This is a genomic window from Pseudobutyrivibrio sp. 49 (assembly GCF_900100545.1).
GTDB lineage: Bacteria > Bacillota > Clostridia > Lachnospirales > Lachnospiraceae > Pseudobutyrivibrio.
Window position 1 is genome coordinate 79,783 of sequence record NZ_FNDP01000011.1, and the last position, 19,422, is coordinate 99,204.

The 19,422-nt window shown below is 39.5% G+C and carries 9 protein-coding genes; 8 read left to right on the plus strand and 1 reads right to left on the minus strand.

Annotated features, from left to right (window positions below; all coding sequences use genetic code 11):
- The first annotated feature begins 91 nt into the window (after window positions 1–91).
- The 7 genes from BLP54_RS10490 to BLP54_RS10520 all read left to right on the plus strand — a co-directional run bounded on the left by BLP54_RS10490 (window position 92) and on the right by BLP54_RS10520 (window position 13,073).
- Window positions 92–3,529: a PD-(D/E)XK nuclease family protein gene (locus BLP54_RS10490; protein ID WP_090169419.1), complete on the plus strand. Its 3,438-nt coding sequence runs from the start codon at window positions 92–94 to the stop codon at window positions 3,527–3,529.
- A 6-nt stretch (window positions 3,530–3,535) separates the two neighbouring features.
- Window positions 3,536–7,150, plus strand: a complete 3,615-nt coding sequence (addA, locus tag BLP54_RS10495) for a helicase-exonuclease AddAB subunit AddA (protein ID WP_090169420.1) — start codon at window positions 3,536–3,538, stop codon at window positions 7,148–7,150.
- Window positions 7,135–7,389 (plus strand): glyoxalase, encoded by a 255-nt coding sequence (locus BLP54_RS10500; protein ID WP_072917419.1) that lies wholly within the window; start codon window positions 7,135–7,137, stop codon window positions 7,387–7,389. The genes addA and BLP54_RS10500 overlap by 16 nt, the downstream gene beginning before the upstream one ends.
- Window positions 7,390–7,391: 2 nt before the next feature.
- Window positions 7,392–8,378 (plus strand): peptidylprolyl isomerase, encoded by a 987-nt coding sequence (locus BLP54_RS10505; RefSeq protein ID WP_090169421.1) that lies wholly within the window; start codon window positions 7,392–7,394, stop codon window positions 8,376–8,378.
- A gap of 161 nt (window positions 8,379–8,539) precedes the next feature.
- Window positions 8,540–8,995 (plus strand): DUF6465 family protein, encoded by a 456-nt coding sequence (locus BLP54_RS10510; protein WP_090169422.1) that lies wholly within the window; start codon window positions 8,540–8,542, stop codon window positions 8,993–8,995.
- A gap of 267 nt (window positions 8,996–9,262) precedes the next feature.
- Complete coding sequence (gene htpG, locus BLP54_RS10515) at window positions 9,263–11,215, plus strand: molecular chaperone HtpG (protein WP_090169423.1); 1,953 nt, start codon at window positions 9,263–9,265, stop codon at window positions 11,213–11,215.
- A gap of 196 nt (window positions 11,216–11,411) precedes the next feature.
- Window positions 11,412–13,073 carry a glycoside hydrolase family 13 protein gene (locus tag BLP54_RS10520; RefSeq protein WP_176754530.1) on the plus strand — a complete coding sequence of 554 codons (1,662 nt, stop codon included), beginning with the start codon at window positions 11,412–11,414 and terminating at the stop codon, window positions 13,071–13,073.
- A 37-nt stretch (window positions 13,074–13,110) separates the two neighbouring features.
- Here BLP54_RS10520 and BLP54_RS10525 read toward each other — a convergent pair whose 3' ends face one another.
- Window positions 13,111–17,367, minus strand: coding sequence for a 2-hydroxyacyl-CoA dehydratase (locus BLP54_RS10525; protein ID WP_090169466.1), 4,257 nt, complete (start codon window positions 17,365–17,367; stop codon window positions 13,111–13,113).
- Between the two features lie 459 nt (window positions 17,368–17,826).
- On the opposite strand from BLP54_RS10525, the gene BLP54_RS10530 reads away from it, so the two are divergent.
- On the plus strand, window positions 17,827–19,419 hold the full coding sequence (locus BLP54_RS10530; RefSeq protein WP_090169426.1) for a CTP synthase: 1,593 nt from the start codon (window positions 17,827–17,829) through the stop codon (window positions 19,417–19,419).
- Window positions 19,420–19,422: the final 3 nt, after the last annotated feature.

Sequence of the window (19,422 nt, forward strand, 5' to 3'; positions counted from 1 at the left end):
CTAAGTGTTGCTGAAAGGAACATCTAGTGACTGAAAGCAATATCTTAGGCTTGAGAGCGTGACGAGGTGCTTTTGTGTTTAGGAGAATTAAATGTCATTATCTTTAATAGTCGGTAGCTCCGGCAGTGGCAAATCTACAAATATATACAGCAGGATAATTCAGGAATCCATGGAGCATAAGGATAAGAATTATCTTGTTATTGTTCCGGAGCAGTACACCATGTCCACACAGCGTCTGCTTGTATCCATGCATCCCAACAAATGCATTATGAATATAGATGTCCTTTCCTTCAATCGTCTGGCCTACAGAGTTTTTGAGGAGCTTGGCACTGCGGTGCAGTCTGTTTTGGATGATACGGGAAAGTCCCTTGTAATCCGTAAGTTGGTAAATAATAAGCTAAACGATATCAAGGCCCTTAGGAACAATATCACCAGAGTCAGCTATATCACTCAGATAAAATCTCTTATATCAGAAATGACTCAGTATAATATCACCCCTGAAAAGCTTCAGGAGATGATGAGCTCGCCGGTGATGTCAGAAAGCTTCAGAAGAAAAGCCTCCGATTTGCTGGTAATCTATCAGGCATTTCTGGATTTTATCGAGGGCAGATATGTCACCACAGAATCCATTTTATCTACTTTAAATGAGATGCTGGACAGCTCTGATATTGTCACAGGCTCTACCGTAGTTTTAGATGGATTTACAGGTTTTACACCTATCCAGTATCAGCTTGTGGAGCACTTGCTTCAGATTTGCGATGAGGTAGCAGTGACAATTACTGCAGATGAACATACTGCGTTATTCGAGATGAAGTCTGAGGATGATGTTTTTGCCATGTCTTCAGAATTTGCTGTAAAGCTAAATCAGATTGCTAAAAGAATTGGAAAAGAGATTAATGAGCCAGTTTTCATTTCAGATGAAAATGGGTGGCTTTCTCAAAATCCTGCACTCCAGTTTTTAGAGAGAAATATTTTTAGAAATGACCTTCAGTTTCAGGGTGATAATGCTCCTGAAGCTATTAAGCTCACCAGTCTTCGCAGTCCAAGAGATGAGCTGAAATTTGTGGCAATCACCATCAACAAACTTGTCCGAAACGGAATGCGTTACAAGGACATTGCCGTGGTTGCACCTAACATGGAAAATTACAGATATCTATTGCCAGGAATTTGGTCTGATTACCAGATACCTTTCTTTATTGACGCCAAAACCGAGATTTTATTCCACCCTATGTCTGAGGCAATAGATTCTTTATTTGATATTTTCGACAATGATTTTAGAAAAGAAGATGTCTTTAGATTTTTAAGAACAGATCTTACAGTTTTAGAAACCGATGAAATCGATTATCTTGAAAACTATATTCTTGCAACGGGCATCCGTGGAAAAAAGAAATATTTTCATCCTTTTGCCATTCGTTCAAATCAGTTCAAAAGCGATGAAGATTTAATTCGTGTAAACGAAATCAGAAGTAAATTCATTCAGCCATTTATCGATTTTGATAATGCCGTAGGCAAGACAGATACTGTTCGAAACATTGCCACAGCCCTTTATAAATTTCTTCTATATTTTGATGTGGAAGGAAAGATTAATGAACGTGGAAATCGCTATCAGGATAGTAATGCGGTAAAGGCTAAGGAATACAGTCAGATTTATCCAATCATCATGGATATTTTGGACAAGATGGTTAACATTCTTGATCAGGAGACTATGAAGCTGGATGAGTTCCACGACATCTATGAGGCGGGGCTTTCAGCTGCATCCATAGGTGTTATTCCGCCTGCAAATGACAGCGTAATTTTAGGAGACATTGAGCGAACCAGACTTTCAAATATCAAGGTTCTTTTCTGCCTTGGAGCATCAGATGACGCCATCCCAAAGAAGGTGGAAAATGGTGGTATTCTTTCTCAGCTGGAGAGAGAACAGCTATTGGAGCAGGGCTTCGAGTTGGCACCTTCTGACAGACAAAAATCCTTCAGACAGCGATTTTATTTATATTTGATGCTGACAAAGCCAAATCAGAAATTGTATATTACAATGCCACGAGTGGATGGAACTGGAAAATCTGTAAATCCTTCTTATCTTGTGGAGGTAATCACAAAGCTGTTTCCTCAGGTGGCGCTTACTGAAATAGAAGAGTTTGAAACCTCTGACAGACTTTTGTCTAAAAAGAGTGCTTTGAATTATCTTATAGAGTTGATTAATCAGGCTTCGGCGGAAGGTGTTGAGTGCCTGTCTCCTGAGGAATTAAATACCTTTAAGGGGCTTATTGAGTGGGCAAAGGCAGAGGACAGTCTGTCCCTTGATACTATCCTTTCTGGAGCATTCTATCAGCATCAGCCAGAGTCAGTTTCAAAGGATATCATGTTGGCAGTTAATGAGGCCTTTAATTCAGATGAAACGGTATCTGGCTCAGTATCTCGTTTTGAGCTTTACAACGAGTGTGCTTATAAGTATTTCCTTACGTATATTATGAGGCTTCAGGAAAGAGAAAAATTCGAGTTATCCAGCATGGATATGGGTAACTTTTACCATGAGGCTATCCAGCGTTATTCTGATAATCTAAAAGCAGATGGAAAGAAATGGAAGAATGTATCAAAGGAAGAAAGAGATGCATATTTAGATACTGCTTTCAATCAGACCTTTGAGGCAATGTCAAAGGTTTCTACCCTGGAGGATTACACTCAGAAATATATTGTGGAATCCATGAGAGAGACCTTGCGTCATACTGTGGAAATCATTACCACACAGGTTTCCAGAGGTGAATTTGAACCTGCATTTTTCGAGGAAAAAATATCCGCTGAAATTAGAGATAGAGAAAGTGATGAGCTGGTTGCAAACCTAAAAGGTAAGGTAGATAGAATTGACCTGACAGACTCAGCTGACATGGCAGTTCGTATCATAGATTATAAATCCAGCGGTCATAAGCTGGATTTGGAGGAGTGTTATTACGGTCTTTCTATGCAGCTTCCTATCTACATGAGTGTAGTTCTTGATAAGCTGAAAGAGAAATATCCAAATGCTACACTTCATCCATCCGCCATGCTTTACTATGAAATGGCAAATAAATATGTTGAACGTACAGGCACCCTTGCAGGCACGAATGAAGAGCGCTTAAAGCTCAGTCGAATGGAAGGTCTGCTGTCCGCAGAAGAGAGCGATTTACTTGCTAATGATTCCACAGTTGGTACTGAGGATGGACAGACATCTAAATCATCTATCGTACCTTACGGTGTGAAAAAAGATGGTGAGGTAGATGCAAATACCAATGCCGTCAGTCTTGAGGGCATTAATACTGTTTTAGAGTATTCTAAATATTCGGCAGCTGAAACTGCCAAGCACATAATTGATGGTGATTTTGATTGTGCACCAGCCAGATTAGGTAATATCGATGCATGTCAATATTGTAGCTTTAAGAGCGTCTGTCATTTCAATGAAAATGAGGAAGGCTTTAAGGCTCGCAACCTTGAAAAGCTTGGTAAAAAAGATGCAGTAATAGAACTTATGAAAGAATCAATGGATTCAAAGGAGTAAATTAACGTGGGTCTTACTAAAGAACAGGAAAAGGTAAGGGATACCAGAAATAAAAATATGTTGGTCAGCGCTGCCGCAGGTAGTGGTAAAACCTTCGTCCTTGTACAGCGAATTATTTCAGAAATTTTGGACGAGAAAAATCCTATCGATGTAGACAGGATTTTGGTGGTTACCTTCACCAACGCTGCCGCAGCAGAGATGAAGGACAGAATTCGTCAGGCCATCGATAAGGCTGTTTCTGAAAAGGGTGTGGATAAGCGAATCAAAGCTCAGGCCACACTGATTCATAGCGCCCATATTCGTACCATAGACAGTTTTTGTAGCTGGATTGTTAAGAATTATTTCTATGAAATTGACCAGGAGCCATCCTTCAGAATTGGCACCACAGGAGAGCTGAAAATGCTTTCTGATGAGGTGTTTGATGACCTTCTTAGCAAGTATCTTCAATCAGATGATAAGGAGTTCAGACTTCTGGCAGATGCATATATAACAGGTCGCAGAACAGATGAATTAAAGAAGATGGTATTTGAGCTTCATGCGAAGGCAGCAAGCTATCCATGGCCTCATGAATGGTATCAGGAGGCACTTCGTTTATACGATATTAATTCTGTGGATGAGCTGGAAGAAAGCGAATTTGTTCAAAGTATAATCAGAGTCACTGATTTGGTTTTGGCAGATTTATTAAAGCGTTTAGAACCTTTAATGAAGTTATATAATGGCGATTATTCTACAAAGGATGGAACAATTATTTCTGAGGAATATTCCTATATTCAGGCAATTATAAATGCAAAAACTTATCGTGAAAAAGTTGTCTTATATGCTGGCTTTGCACCAGTAAGATGGGATGCAAAAAAGACACCTTTAAATCCTGATGAGATACAGCGAGTAAAATCTCTTAGAGATTTATATAAGGATGTTATTTCAGGCTATGCAGAAAAGTTTTTTGCAATGAATCCAGAGGAATTATTTGACTGTATTTCCTTTGTCAAAAAGCAGGCTACAGCTTTGATTCGATTCACTCAGGATTACACTGATACGCTCTTAAAAATGAAGTCGAAGAAAAATATTTATGACTTCAACGACATAGAACACATGGCCCTTGAAATCCTCAGGAACAAGGATTCAAAAGAGCATGAAAGACGACCAGTTGCTATCGAGCTTGCCAACCATTTTAAGGAAGTAATGGTGGATGAGTATCAGGATTCCAATGAGCTTCAGGAGCAGATTCTTACAGCCATCACATCGGGAAATAATTACTTCACAGTAGGAGATGTAAAGCAATCTATTTATGCATTCAGACAGGCCAACCCAAAGCTTTTTATTGAAAAGCTTGATTCTTATCCTATGGATGACACGGCAGATTCTATACGAATAGATCTTGATTATAATTTCCGAAGCCGTGGTCAGGTTCTGAATTTCTGCAACTACATTTTTGCACCACTCATGCAGGCTGATATGGGAGGTGTAATTTACGATGAAAGAGCAGCTCTTAAGGTGGGAGATAAGACCTTTAAGGGTGATACGAGCGCCTACGAGTCCGAAATAATTGTAGCCTCTCAGGATAGCGAGGCTATGAAAGAGCTTGATATTGAGGATGGAGATTCTCTTGAGGCTCTTGTGGTTGCAAAGCGAATTAAGGAGCTTAAGGAAGAAGATTTTCAGGTAAGTTACAAGGATGGAGACGAGCGTGCTCTTCGTCCTATGAAATATTCTGACGTAGTGATTCTTATGTCAGCTGTAAGTGGTCACGCTGAAAAGTTCATTAGCGTTTTGAAAGAAAAAGGAATTCCTGCCTATGTTTCTGAGGAGACAGGATTCTTTGAACGCGAGGAAATAGAGACGGTTTTATCAATGCTTACCTGTATTGATAATCCCTTCAATGACATCCCATTGGCGGCAGTTTTACATTCGCCAATGTTTGGTTTTTCCTCAAACAGACTTGCTCAGATTCGTGCAACAGACGGTGATGGCTTTTTATATAATTGCTTGCTTTCATATCAGGAAAAACATCCTTCTAAGGATATAGAAAAGTTTTTAGATATGTTAAATCGCTTCCGTGATATAGCAATCGACACACCTATCCATGAGGTTATTGAAATGCTTTTGGAGGAGACTGGTTACGGTTTATATGTACGTTCTCTTCCTATGGGAAAGATGGCTTATGCTAATCTTGAAAAGCTTGTGGATGAGGCTGTAAGCTTTGAAGGAACTAGCTTTAAGGGCTTGTCGCGCTTCGTAGAATACATTGAGGGACTTCGTACTTACGAAGAAGACTTGGGTCTTGCAAAGTCCGTGGGAGAGAATGACGATGCAGTAAAAATTATGACCATTCATAAAAGTAAAGGTTTGGAATTCCCAGTTGTTTTTGTCAGTGGATGTGGTCGTGGCGCAAGAGATGAGGGTGGAAAATTCTGCTATGATGACACCCTTGGTCTCGCTCTTAATTATCGCAATCCAGAAACAAGAATCAGCTGCACCACACCTTTTTACTCTATCGTAAAAACGAAGCTAAATGACAGTGCAAAGGGCGAGTTCTTTAGAAAGTATTATGTAGCACTTACCCGTCCTGTTGATAAGCTTATTATCACTGCCACAATCAAGCCTACCAAGGATAAATCTGTAGCAGATATTATAGAGGGATATACAGCCTCATCATCGGTAATTGACTATCTTACTAAGGCACGTGCTCAGTCTGCAATTGAGCTTATGATTCGAGGTTTAAATGCCTCCGCAGTGCCTTATAAAAAAAGAATTGTTGATTGCGGTGAGCTTTTTGTGGATGAGGTTGAACGAGCAGTTCTTCGAGAGGATGCAAAAAAGGTAATTGAGAAATTAGTGGATGAGGCTACGCTGTCATCAGATAACGAAATCGTAAATACGTTGTCCTTTAAATATGACGAAATCGAAGACAGCAAATATAAAAGTAAGTATTCTGTTTCTGAGATTAAGCATAATGCAATGGAGTCTATTTACGAGCAAAATTTAGATGCAGCACCAGCCTTCATCCACCATGAAGAGGAAAGATATATTCCTGAATTCATGCGCACAGAAATCTCTGAGGAACAGGATGAAAAATCTGGTTCAGCTATTCCAACAGGTGCTCTTTATGGAACAGCCATGCACCGCTTTATGGAATGTTTTGATTTCGCCAGAAGTGATTTTGAACAGTCCTTTGATGAGCAGCTTTCTTACATGAAAAATGTTCATATGCTTTCAGATGATGAGCAGTCCAGAATCAGTCCATATAAGCTTAAAAAATTCCTGTCAGATGACATAGCAAAGCGTATGTCTCTTGCCGCAGAAAAGGGTCTGTTATTCAAAGAAAAACCATTTGTTTTCGGAAGCAATGGAAGAGATTTATTTGATGATAAAGATGCCTCTGACGAGCTGATTTTAGTTCAGGGAATCATCGACGTTTTCTTCCAGGAGGAAGACGGAATTGTACTTTTAGATTATAAGACGGATAGAGTAGACTCGGATGAAGCTTTAGTGGTAAGATATGAAAAGCAGTTACAGTTATATAAGTCTGCTATCGAAAAAGCATACAACACCCCAGTGAAGGAAACTTTGCTATATTCCTTCGCGCTAGAGAAAGGAGTTACCATATGTACGACAAATTAACAATCAAGGCTTTCCTTGACAACCAATTAAAGTTATTCCCAGAAAAGGTAGCTGAAGATGAGCAGGAGGCTGCAGAGTTTTTAGAGGACGTTTGTGCCACTGTTTGCAAAAATAAAAAAGAAGTAATGGAATATCTCGAAGATGCAATGGATATCTCAGGAATGTCTGAGGAGGAGATTCTTTCCTCTGAGGAAGTTTTTGCCATTGGCGATGGAAGATATCTTATTGTAGAGGGATAGAAATGAAGTTTATAAAAAGAATCTGCGCAGCATGTCTTGTGGCATCACTTTCTTTGTCATTTTCGGCATGCACCTTTCAGGATAAGACAGTGTATTTTGACACCTCCAGCAGACGAAATACAGTGTTCAAAATTGGTGATATGAAGTGCTCAAAAAAGGAGGCGCTTCTTTACCTTTTAAATGAAAAAAATATCTATGGTTCAGTTGATGGAGTTAACCTTTGGACAGATGATTTTGACACCGACACCATGACTGGTTCAATTAAGGATCTGACCATAGAACATCTCACTCGTGTATACGTTTTAAATTTATATGCTGAGGAGCAGGAAATCACTCTTACTGAAAAAGAAGAAAAGGCATGTGAAGATGCAGCAAAGGAATATTATTCTTCACTTAATTCTGCTGAGAAATCTTTCACAGGTGCGAAGAAAAAAGATGTGCTTAAAGCATACAAAAAATATGCTTTAGCAACAAAGGTTTATGACGAGCTTATGAACTCAGTTGATGAAGAAGTTTCTGAGGATGAAGCACGTGTTATGGAAGCATTCGTTTTGTTTGTTTCTGACAAAGCAAAGGCAGATGAAATCCAGGGAATGATTGATTATGGATATACCTTTGAGCGTCTTGCATCCACATATACAGAGCTTGATTCATATCAGGTTACCTTTGCTCGTGGAGAGTATTCAAAAGAGATTGATGAAGTCGTTTTTAATCTTGATACAGATGAAGTTTCTACTGCGATTTCTGCTGATGGTGGCTATTATTTTTTCCAGTGCTTGGATAAGTACAATGAGGAATTATCAGAGGCAAATAAAGAGGTCATTATTGAGAAAAGAAGACAGCAAGTTTTGGAAGATATTGTGAAAGATTTAGAGGAGAAAAATTTCTCAAATATGAATACAAATCTTTGGGACAATATCGTATTTACGGATGACGTTTCTGAACTTACAAGTGCAACTTTTTTTGAAACATTAAATAAATATTTATAAATTATAAGTGCAATTTGTATTAAATCCATTTTATAATTTGTTTTTTATTGTTAAATTGGTAGAAAATTTTCATAATAGACTAGCATTTAAATAGAAGAATGACTATAATACTAACTAAATAAAAAACAAAAACTTTTATTGCTCAAATAGGAGGGTGAAAAATGGTAACAAATGCAAAGGTTACAGTTGATGATGTAAAGAAGTCTGCAGCATCTGCAGCTACAACTGTTAAGACTGCAGTAGCTAGTGCACCAGCGACAACAAAGAAGGTCGTTGACGAAGTTAAGAAAGAAGTAGCAACAAAGAAAGCAGCAGCCGCTAAGAAGGCTCCTGCAAAGAAGACAGCTGCAAAGAAAACAACAGCTAAAAAGACAACCGCAAAAAAGGCAACAGCTAAGAAAGCTACAACAAAGAAAAAAGCAGTTGCAACAACAGCAGTTGTTCAGTATCAGGATCGTGAGTTTACAGAGGCTGAGTGCTTAAAGAAAGCACAGGCACAGTTCAAGAAGGATTACAAGGGTAAGACTCTTGAAGAGTTAAACATTTATATCAAACCAGAAGAGCGCAAAATTTATTACGTAGCTAATAAAGATAGCGTGGGATCAGTAGAGCTTTAAGATTTTGTTTTATTTATTTGTGACGTAGCGTAGAGCTGTATCGTATATACGATACAGCTCTTTTTTTACGCGTTGCACACGTTATTAGCACTCTTATCCGTAGAGTGCTAATTTTTTATTGACTTCTCGTATACGTAGTATTATCATAATTTCTAGCGAATAGCTGTAGCGAACAAGCTCTTAGGTTTTTGAATGAGACATGTTAGTCGAATGAAAAAACACTAAGGCTTGTTGGCGTAACAGCGGATTAGAGAAGGAGTGAGGATAATGAGTAATAAAAAAGGTAGTTTATCAATTACAAGTGAGAATATTTTTCCAGTAATTAAGAAGTGGTTATACTCAGATCACGACATTTTTTATAGAGAGCTTATTTCAAATGGCTGTGATGCAATCACAAAATTAAAGAAGTTAGATATGATGGGAGAGTATTCTCTTCCACTTGATTACAAAGCAAAGATTCAGGTCATCGTTAGCCCTGAGGACAAGACACTTACCTTCATCGATAATGGTCTTGGTATGACATCAGAAGAGGTAGATGAGTACATCAATCAGATTGCATTTTCAGGTGCTACAGACTTCCTTGAGAAGTACAAAGATAAGGCAGATTCAGATCAGATTATTGGTCACTTTGGTCTCGGTTTTTATTCTGCATTTATGGTTGCTGATGAGGTTCACATCGATACACTTTCATACAAGGAAGGTGCTACTCCAGTTCACTGGGAATGTGATGGCGGCACAGAGTTCGAGATGGGCGATGGTGAATGGGATCAGGTAGGAACAAAGATTACTTTATTCTTAAATGAAGATTGCCTCGAGTTTGCAAATGAATACAGAGCAAGAGAAGTTATCACAAAGTACTGTTCATTCATGCCTACAGAGATTTATCTTTCAAAGAAGGGCGAGGAGCCAAAGAAGGATGATGACGGAAATGTAATCGAGCCTACACCTCTTAACGAGACACAGCCACTTTGGACAAAGTCTCCATCAGAGTGTACAGATGATGATTACAAGGCATTCTATAGAGACGTCTTCCATGACTATAAGGAGCCACTTTTCTGGATTCACCTTAACATGGATTATCCATTCAATCTCAAGGGTATTTTATACTTCCCTAAGATTAATACAGAGTACGATTCTATCGAAGGAACAATCAAGCTTTACAACAATCAGGTATTCATCGCTGATAACATTAAGGAAGTTATTCCAGAGTTCTTAATGCTTCTTAAGGGTGTTATCGATTGTCCAGATCTTCCACTTAACGTATCACGTTCTGCTCTTCAGAATGATGGTTTCGTTACAAAGATTTCTGAGTACATCACAAAGAAGGTTGCAGACAAGCTCACAGGTATGTGCAAGACTGATAAGGAATCTTATGAGAAGTATTGGGACGATATCGCTCCATTCATTAAGTTTGGTTGCTTAAAGGATACAAAGTTCTGCGATAAGATGAACGACTACATCTTATTCAAGGACATCAACGATAAATACACTACACTTCCAGAGCTTCTAGTTAAGGAAGATGAAGAGAAGGCTACAGATGAAAATGGTGAGACTGTAGAGGCAGAAGTTGTAGAGGATAATAAAGACGCAGACGAGACTAAGGAGCCAGAGGATACAAGAAAGACTGTTTATTATGTAACTGATCTTCAGCAGCAGTCTCAGTATGTAAATATGTTCAAGGAGCAGGGAATGAATGCAGTCATTCTCGACCACGCTATTGATACCTCATTCATCACACAGCTTGAGCAGCGCAATGAGAACTACAAGTTCTGTCGTATCGATGCTGATGTTACTGACACTATGGTTGAGGAGACATCAGAGGACGAACTTAAGACTGAGACAGAGACACTTACAGATGTATTCCGCAAGGCACTTAACAATGAAGGTCTCGAGGTTAAGGTTGAGAAGTTTAAGAACAAGGATCTTTCTTCTATGCTTACAGTATCAGAGGAGAGTCGTCGTATGCAGGATATGATGAGAATGTACGCTATGGGTGGCATGGATATGAACATGTTCGGTTCTGCATCAGAGACACTTGTACTTAATGCAAACAACGACCTTGTTCAGTACATTCTTAATAACAAGGATTCTGAGAATGTTCCTACCTTTGCAGCTCAGCTTTATGATCTTGCTAAGCTTGCTAACGCACCTCTTTCACCAGAGGCTATGACAGAGTTTGTAGCTCGTTCTAATAAGATTATGATGCTACTCACAAAGTAAAAAACGTTACAAAAATTAGAGATTTTGCACTTGCAAAAAACTATAACGGCAGACGGATATGTCTGCCGTTTTTTTACTATTATTACGAAAACACGCTATTTGTCGCAATAATTAATCACTAATGTGATGATTGTGTGATGAAATTGTTGAAAAACTATGTACTTTACTTTATTATAAATCTATGGGGAGAGCGCAGATGGGATTTATACTGCGCATGAGTATATGGGGGAACGATATGGCCGCAGCTGGTACAAAAAAATGGTGGAAGAACGCCATCGTATATCAAATATATCCGCGTTCATTCTGCGACAGCAATGGTGATGGTATTGGCGATATACCAGGCATCATTTCTAAACTTAATTATCTAAAGAATTTGGGAGTTGACGTCATATGGCTCAGCCCTGTCTATCCAAGCCCAGGCTATGATAATGGCTACGATATTTCTGAATATAAGGGCATAAATCCAGAATTTGGTACAATGGAAGATATGGAACGACTCATTAGTCGTGCTAAGCGTCTAGGCATAAGAATTATTATGGACCTTGTTATAAACCATACCAGTGATGAGCACGAATGGTTTAAGAAGGCCCTTGCGGGAGACCCTAAGTATAGGAAGTACTATTTATTCAGCGACAAGCCTAACAACTGGGGTTCTTTCTTCGGTAATCGCACATGGACTAAAACAGAAAATGGAGATTATTATCTACATCTGTTTAGCGAAAAACAGCCAGATTTAAATTGGCAGAATCCAGATGTTTATGATGAGATTGCAGATGTGATGCGCTTCTGGCTTGATAAAGGAATATCTGGGTTCAGATGTGATGTAATTAACATCATATATAAGAATTCTCTTAGTAACGGTAGGCGAAGATTAATTCTCACAGGTCGAGAGCATTATCTTAATACAGAAGGCTGTCACGAACTGCTACAGAGATTTAATAAGGAAATATGGTCAAATTACAAGACCTTTATAGTTGGGGAGACAATCCTTGTTACTCCAAATGAAGCAAAGCTTCTCTGTGATGAAAACAGAGGAGAGCTGGATGCTATCTTTTTCTTTGAACACATGGATGTTGATAGCAGGGGCGGTGTTAAGTGGCTCAAGAAACGATATAAACCTGATAAACTGATAAGGATTTTAGATAAATGGCAGAACGCTCTTGAGATTCCTGCCAACTATTTAGAGAACCATGATCAGGTTCGTTCTGTAAATCACTTCGGAAATACGAAGGAATATTGGGAGAAGAGTGCAAAGCTATTATGTGGTTTGAACCTTTCTCTAAAGGGAATACCATTTATTTTTGAAGGGGAAGAAATCGGAATGACCAACGGTGATTTCCGAGGACTTAGAGATATAAAGGATATTGAATCCTATAACATTAATCAGGCCATGAAGCGTATGCTTCTGACCCATAAGCTTAGAAGAAAGTTAATCCTTAGAACCTCAAGGGATAATGCCAGAACTCCGGTACAGTGGGATTCCTCTGAAAATGCGGGATTCACTTCAGGAGAACCTTGGCTTAGGATTAATGAAAATAAGTCATATATCAATGTGGAAACTGAGACTGAAGATGAGAACAGTATCCTGAATTTCTACAAACAGATGATAGACTTCAGAAAGAATTCCAAGGCGTTGAGCGAGGGTACCTATAGAAAGGTTGCAGCCCCAAGTGATGTGTATATTTTCACCAGAGAAGCAAAGGATGAACGCTTATACATTTACTGTAATCTTTCATCTTCGAACCGTTCTGTAGAATTCTACGGAGACAGAATAATCTTTGGAAACTATCCATCCGTTGAAAGAGATAATCAGTATCTCAAACCATACGAGTTCCGTATAATAGCATCGAACATATAACGAAAAAGCCAGCTCATGATGAGCTGGCTTTTACTATTTATGCCTCTTTTTTATCTAAGTTTTTATTTGCTGTAGAAAGCATAAGCTTAATTCTATTGAGCTGATTTACCTCTGATGCACCTGGATCGTAATCGATGGCTACAATATTTGCATCTGGATGCTCATGACGAATTCTCTTGATTACACCCTTACCTACAACGTGGTTTGGTAAGCATCCGAATGGCTGAATACATACGATATTGCTTGCACCATTTTCAATGAGCTCAAGCATCTCACCTGTAAGGAACCATCCCTCACCAGTCTGATTTCCGATTGATACAATATCCTTAGCCTGATCTGCAGTATCTTTAATGTAAGCTGGAGCTGTAAATCTCTTTGATTTATTAAACTCATCTCTAGCAGCACTTCTGAGCCACTCGAAGAATTTAATTCCAAGGTTTCCAATGTGCTTTGACATCTTGCTTGCTCCAAGATTATCAGCCTTGAAGGTTGAATCGTAGAAGCAGTAGAGTAAGAAGTCTGTAAGATCAGGTACAACTGCCTCAGCACCTTCCTGCTCAAGTAAGTCAGCAAGATGATTGTTTGCTGCTGGAAGGAACTTAACAAGAATCTCACCTACGATACCAACTCTTGGCTTAACAAGTCCTTCTATAATAGGAAGATTATCGAAATCACGAATTATCTCACGGCACATCTTCTTGTACTTTCTATGAGAAAGCATCTTTGGAGTACCAACGAATTCTACAATCTTCTTTTTCCACTTTTCATGAAGCTCATCTGTTGAACCAGGAACTGCTTCGTATGGGCGAACTCTGTAAACACAACGAAGAAGAATATCTCCGAAGGTAAGAGCGTAAAGACCATGCTGGATAAGGCTTGGTGTAAGCTTAAATCCAGGGTTTGGCTCAAGTCCGCTAAGGTTAAGTGAAATAACTGGTACATCTGGATATCCAGCCTTAGCAAGTGCACGGCGAATAAATCCGATGTAGTTTGAAGCACGACATCCACCGCCAGTCTGAGAAATCAAAAGAGCTGTACGGCTCATATCAAACTCACCTGTGTCGATGGCAGCCATAAGCTGACCAATAACCATAAGTGAAGGATAGCAAGCATCGTTGTTTACATATTTAAGACCAACATCTACACATGTACGTGTAGGGATGTCTGGTACCACAAGATTGTAGCCGGCAGCATTAAAGGCAGGCTCAATCAAATCAAAGTGGATAGGTGACATCTGAGGACAAAGAATTGTGTAATTCTTCTTCATATCCTCTGTAAACATTACACGGTTATAGTTAGCTGGAACGATAGTGCGCTCCTGCTTCTTCTTTTTCTTTACACGAAGTGCTGCAAGTAATGAACGAACACGGATACGTGCAGCACCAAGGTTATTAACCTCATCAATCTTAAGGCATGTATAAATCTTGCCAGAATGAGTAAGGATATCAGCAACCTGATCTGTAGTAACAGCATCAAGACCGCAACCAAATGAGTTAAGCTGAATCAAATCAAGGTTATCATGCTTCTTAACATAGTTTGCAGCTGCGTACATACGAGAGTGGAACATCCACTGATCCATAACGATAAGAGGACGCTCAACCTCACCGAGGTTTGAAATAGAATCCTCTGTAAGAACTGCAATACCGTAGCTGTTAATAAGCTCTGGAATACCGTGGTTAATCTCAGGGTCTACGTGGTAAGGACGACCTGCAAGAACGATACCGTGCTTTCCAGTCTCCTCCAAATACTTAAGAATCTCGGCACCCTTAGCATACATATCATTTCTGAAATGCTCCTGCTCAAGCCAAGCAGCATGGGCAGCGGCACGAACTTCACCTTCAGAAATATCAAACTCTTCCTTAAATACCTTTGCAAGCTGAGAAGCTAAAATCTCTTCGCTTGTAAATGCCATGAATGGATTAAGGAAGCGAACCTTTCCACTTGTAATCTCGTCTACATTATTCTTAATGTTTTCTGCATAAGAAGTAACGATAGGGCAGTTGTAGTGGTTATTTGAATCTGGGAACTCGTTTCTTTCATATGGAATACATGGATAGTAAATGAAGTCAACATTTCCCTCGTTGATAAGCCACTGTACATGTCCGTGAGCAAGCTTTGCTGGGTAGCATTCTGACTCTGATGGAATTGATTCAATACCAAGCTCGTAAACCTTACGGTTAGAACGTGGTGATAAAACAACTCTGAACTTCAAAGCCTTGAAGAATGTAGCCCAGAAAGGATAATTTTCATATAAGTTAAGTACTCTAGGAATACCAACTGTTCCACGAGTAGCTTCCTCCTCTGAAAGAGGCTCGTAATCAAATAATCTGTTGTATTTATAATCGTAAAGGTTAGGGATGTTTTCCTTATTCTTAACACCGCCTGCACCCTTTTCACATCTGTTTCCTGTGATGAAAGAACGTCCGCCAGAGAAACGATTGATTGTAAGGAGACAGTGGTTTACACATCCCTGACAACGTGTAAGCTTTGTATCAAATGTAAGATTGTTAATCTCATCAATGCCAAGAGTAGTGGTAGTAGGATTTTCCTCGTAGCGCTCCTTAGCAATAAGGGCACAACCAAAGGCACCCATGATACCTGCAATATCAGGACGAACTACATTTACACCAGCTGTCTTCTCAAGTGAACGAAGAACAGCATCGTTGTAGAAGGTGCCACCCTGAACTACGATATTCTTTCCAAGCTCTGAAGCATCAGAAAGCTTAATAACCTTAAATAAAGCATTCTTAATTACTGAGTAAGCAAGACCTGAAGAAATATCTGCTACTGAAGCACCTTCCTTCTGTGCCTGCTTAACCTTTGAGTTCATGAATACTGTACAACGTGTTCCAAGGTCGATTGGATTAAGAGCAAATAAAGCTTCTTCTGCAAAATCCTGTACGCTGAAATCAAGTGACTTAGCGAAAGTCTCGATGAAGGAACCGCAACCTGAAGAACATGCTTCGTTGAGCTGTACGCTGTCAACAACACCATTCTTAATGCGGATGCACTTCATATCCTGTCCACCGATATCAAGGATACAGTCTACCTCAGGATTGAAGAATGCTGCAGCATAGTAGTGAGCGATTGTCTCTACCTCACCATCATCAAGCTGGAGAGCTGCCTTTAAAAGTGCCTCACCATAACCTGTAGAGCATGAATGTACGATATGTGTATCCTCAGGCATGATAGAATAAATCTCTTTTAATGCCTTAAGGGATGTAGCAAGTGGGCTACCATTGTTGCTTGAGTAGAAAGAATAAAGAAGTGTTCCATCATCACCTACAACAGCAAGCTTTGTAGTAGTAGAACCAGCATCAATACCAAGGTAAACATTTCCATGGTAATTTGCCAAATCTCCCTTCTTTACTTCTGCTAGGGCATGTCTGTCCTTGAACTCACGGAAGTCTTCCTCTGACTCAAAGAGAGGCTCAAGTCTCGCAACCTCAAAGTCCATCTTGATCCCTTCTGAGAGCTTATCAATGAGCTCATCCATAGGAACATGATTTTCTTCCTTAGAATTAAGAGCAGAACCGATAGCTGCAAAAAGGTGTGAATTATCTAAATCGATAGTGTGCTCCTCATCTAGCTTCAATGTACGAATGAAAGCTTCTTTGAGCTGATCCAGGAAGTGAAGTGGACCACCAAGGAAAGCAACGTGTCCGCGGATTGGCTTACCACATGCAAGACCAGAGATAGTCTGATTAACAACTGCCTGGAAAATAGAAGCTGAAAGATCTTCTTTAGAAGCACCTTCATTAATAAGAGGCTGAATATCTGTCTTTGCAAAAACACCACAACGGGCAGCAATAGGATAGATAGCCTTGTAATCTTTTGCATATGTATTAAGACCAGTAGCATCTGTCTGTAAAAGTGAAGCCATCTGATCGATAAAAGAACCTGTACCACCGGCACAGATACCATTCATACGCTGCTCAACATTTCCGTTTTCAAAATAAATGATTTTGGCATCCTCACCACCAAGCTCGATAGCAACATCTGTCTGTGGAGCGTAGTGAGTAAGTGATGTGGAAACAGCAATTACTTCCTGTACAAATTCAACACCAAGATGCTTTGCGAGAGTGAGACCGCCAGAACCTGTAATCATAGGTCTTACTTCAATCTGTCCAAGCATAGACTTGGCCTGTGTTAATAAATCTGTGAGAGTCTGCTGGATATTAGCAAAATGTCTCTGATAATCTGAAAATAAAAGATTGTTTTCATCATCTAACACGGCGATTTTTACTGTAGTAGAGCCGATGTCGATGCCGAGTTTAAACTGTTTGTTTTCCATAATCAATATTATTCTTTCTTATTATATGTAATAAATTCTAACCTTAGGTATTATAAATGTAGACGGAAAAAATGACAATAAACAAAACACAAATTTTGTCCTAAGGCTTCCCATTGAGGGTTGCTAGGCTCCAGTGGAGCCTGTTTAGCAACGACCGAGCCGGGAGGCGAGACAATCTGTCAAGTTTTATTTTCCCTCTTTACAAAAATTAAACCTTGTTGTATATTCTTTAAGTACAGGGCGTACATTTTTACGAGGAAGAAATTTCTTGTAAAAAAAAACGCTTTTTTTTATTTTTAGGAGGAAATATGTGGCAGCTATACCATTGTGCAATAGTTGGATTTCATATTTGAATAGTTAGGAGTTGAAAGCACCTTAGTCTAAGGGTGTACGTTTCGACTCCTTTTTTAGTTGAATAAAAAGGGCGTAGAAGTAAAAAAGATTATAAAGGAGTATATGATGACAAAACACGTATTTGTTACTGGTGGTGTAGTATCAGGTTTAGGAAAAGGTATTACAGCAGCGTCATTAGGACGTCTACTTAAAATGAGGGGATATAAGGTGGCTTCACAGAAGCTTGATCCTTACATGAACGTAGACCCAGGCACCATGAGTCCATATCAGCATGGTGAGGTTTTCGTTACAGATGATGGAGCAGAGACAGACCTTGACCTTGGTCACTATGAGCGTTTCATCGACGAGAGTCTTAACAAATATTCTAATCTTACTTCAGGTAGAGTTTACTGGAATGTCCTTAATCGTGAGAGAAAGGGTGAGTACCTTGGACAGACTGTTCAGGTTATCCCTCATATCACAGAAGAGATTAAGAGATTCATCTACATGGGTGCTGAGACTTCTGATTGTGATGTTCTTATCACAGAGATTGGTGGTACAACAGGTGATATCGAGTCACAGCCATTCCTTGAGGCTATTCGTCAGGTTTCTCTTGAGAAGGGGCGTGAGAATTGCTTATTCATCCATGTTACTTTAGTTCCTTGGCTTTCAGGCTCAGAGGAGCATAAGTCAAAGCCAACACAGCACTCTGTTAAGGAGCTTCAGTCACTTGGTATCGCACCAAATATTATTGTTTGCCGTGTTGATCATCCACTTGAGCAGTCTATTAAGGATAAGATTTCTCTTTTCTGTAATGTTAAGAAGGACTGCGTAATCGAGAATGATACTCTTGATTGCTTATATGAAGCACCACTTATGATGCATAAGTATGGTCTTGATGATGTTGTTTGCCGTGAGCTTGGTCTCGAGAATCGTGAGCCAAAGATTCAGGAATGGGAAGACATGGTTAAGACTATCAAGGGTCTTAAGAAGACTACAAAGATTGCTATCGTTGGAAAGTATGTTGCTCTTCACGATGCATATCTTTCAGTTCGTGAGGCTCTTTATCATGGTGGTTATGCAAATAACGCTCACGTTGAGGTTGAGTGGGTTGATTCAGAAGAAATCACAAAGAAGAATGTTAAAGAGAAGCTTGGAATGTGCGATGGTATCTTAGTTCCAGGTGGTTTCGGTGATAGAGGTATCGAGGGTAAGATTATTGCTTGTCAGTATGCTCGTGAGAATGATATTCCTTACCTTGGTATCTGTCTTGGTATGCAGGTTGCAGCTATCGAGTTCGCAAGAAATGTTTGTGGTCTTGAGGATGCAAACTCTAGAGAGTTCAACAGCACAGGAAAGAACTGCGTAATCGACCTTATGGAAGAGCAGATGGCAGTACTTCGTAAAGGCGGTACAATGCGTCTTGGTGCTTACCCATGTGCAATTCGTCCAGATACAAAGCTTCACGAGGCTTATGGAGAGGATAATATTTCAGAGCGTCATAGACATAGATTCGAGTTCAACAATTCATATAGAGAGATAATGACATCTAAGGGACTTACTATTTCAGGTACATCACCTAATGATGAGGTAGTAGAGGCAGTAGAGGTTTCTACAAACAAGTTCCATGTTGGTGTTCAGTTCCATCCAGAATTTAAGAGCCGTCCAAACAAGCCACATCCATTATTTAGTGCATTTGTTAAAGCTAGTATTAAATAATTA

What these genes read in the sequence shown, in the direction of transcription:
- BLP54_RS10490 (WP_090169419.1), top strand. Translation starts at nt 92, where the DNA reads ATGTCATTATCTTTAATAGTCGGTAGCTCCGGCAGTGGCAAATCTACA.
- BLP54_RS10500 (WP_072917419.1), top strand. Translation starts at nt 7,135, where the DNA reads ATGTACGACAAATTAACAATCAAGGCTTTCCTTGACAACCAATTAAAG.
- BLP54_RS10505 (WP_090169421.1), top strand. Translation starts at nt 7,392, where the DNA reads ATGAAGTTTATAAAAAGAATCTGCGCAGCATGTCTTGTGGCATCACTT.
- BLP54_RS10510 (WP_090169422.1), top strand. Translation starts at nt 8,540, where the DNA reads ATGGTAACAAATGCAAAGGTTACAGTTGATGATGTAAAGAAGTCTGCA.
- htpG (WP_090169423.1), top strand. Translation starts at nt 9,263, where the DNA reads ATGAGTAATAAAAAAGGTAGTTTATCAATTACAAGTGAGAATATTTTT.
- BLP54_RS10520 (WP_176754530.1), top strand. Translation starts at nt 11,412, where the DNA reads ATGGGATTTATACTGCGCATGAGTATATGGGGGAACGATATGGCCGCA.
- BLP54_RS10525 (WP_090169466.1), bottom strand. Translation starts at nt 17,367, where the DNA reads ATGGAAAACAAACAGTTTAAACTCGGCATCGACATCGGCTCTACTACA.
- BLP54_RS10530 (WP_090169426.1), top strand. Translation starts at nt 17,827, where the DNA reads ATGACAAAACACGTATTTGTTACTGGTGGTGTAGTATCAGGTTTAGGA.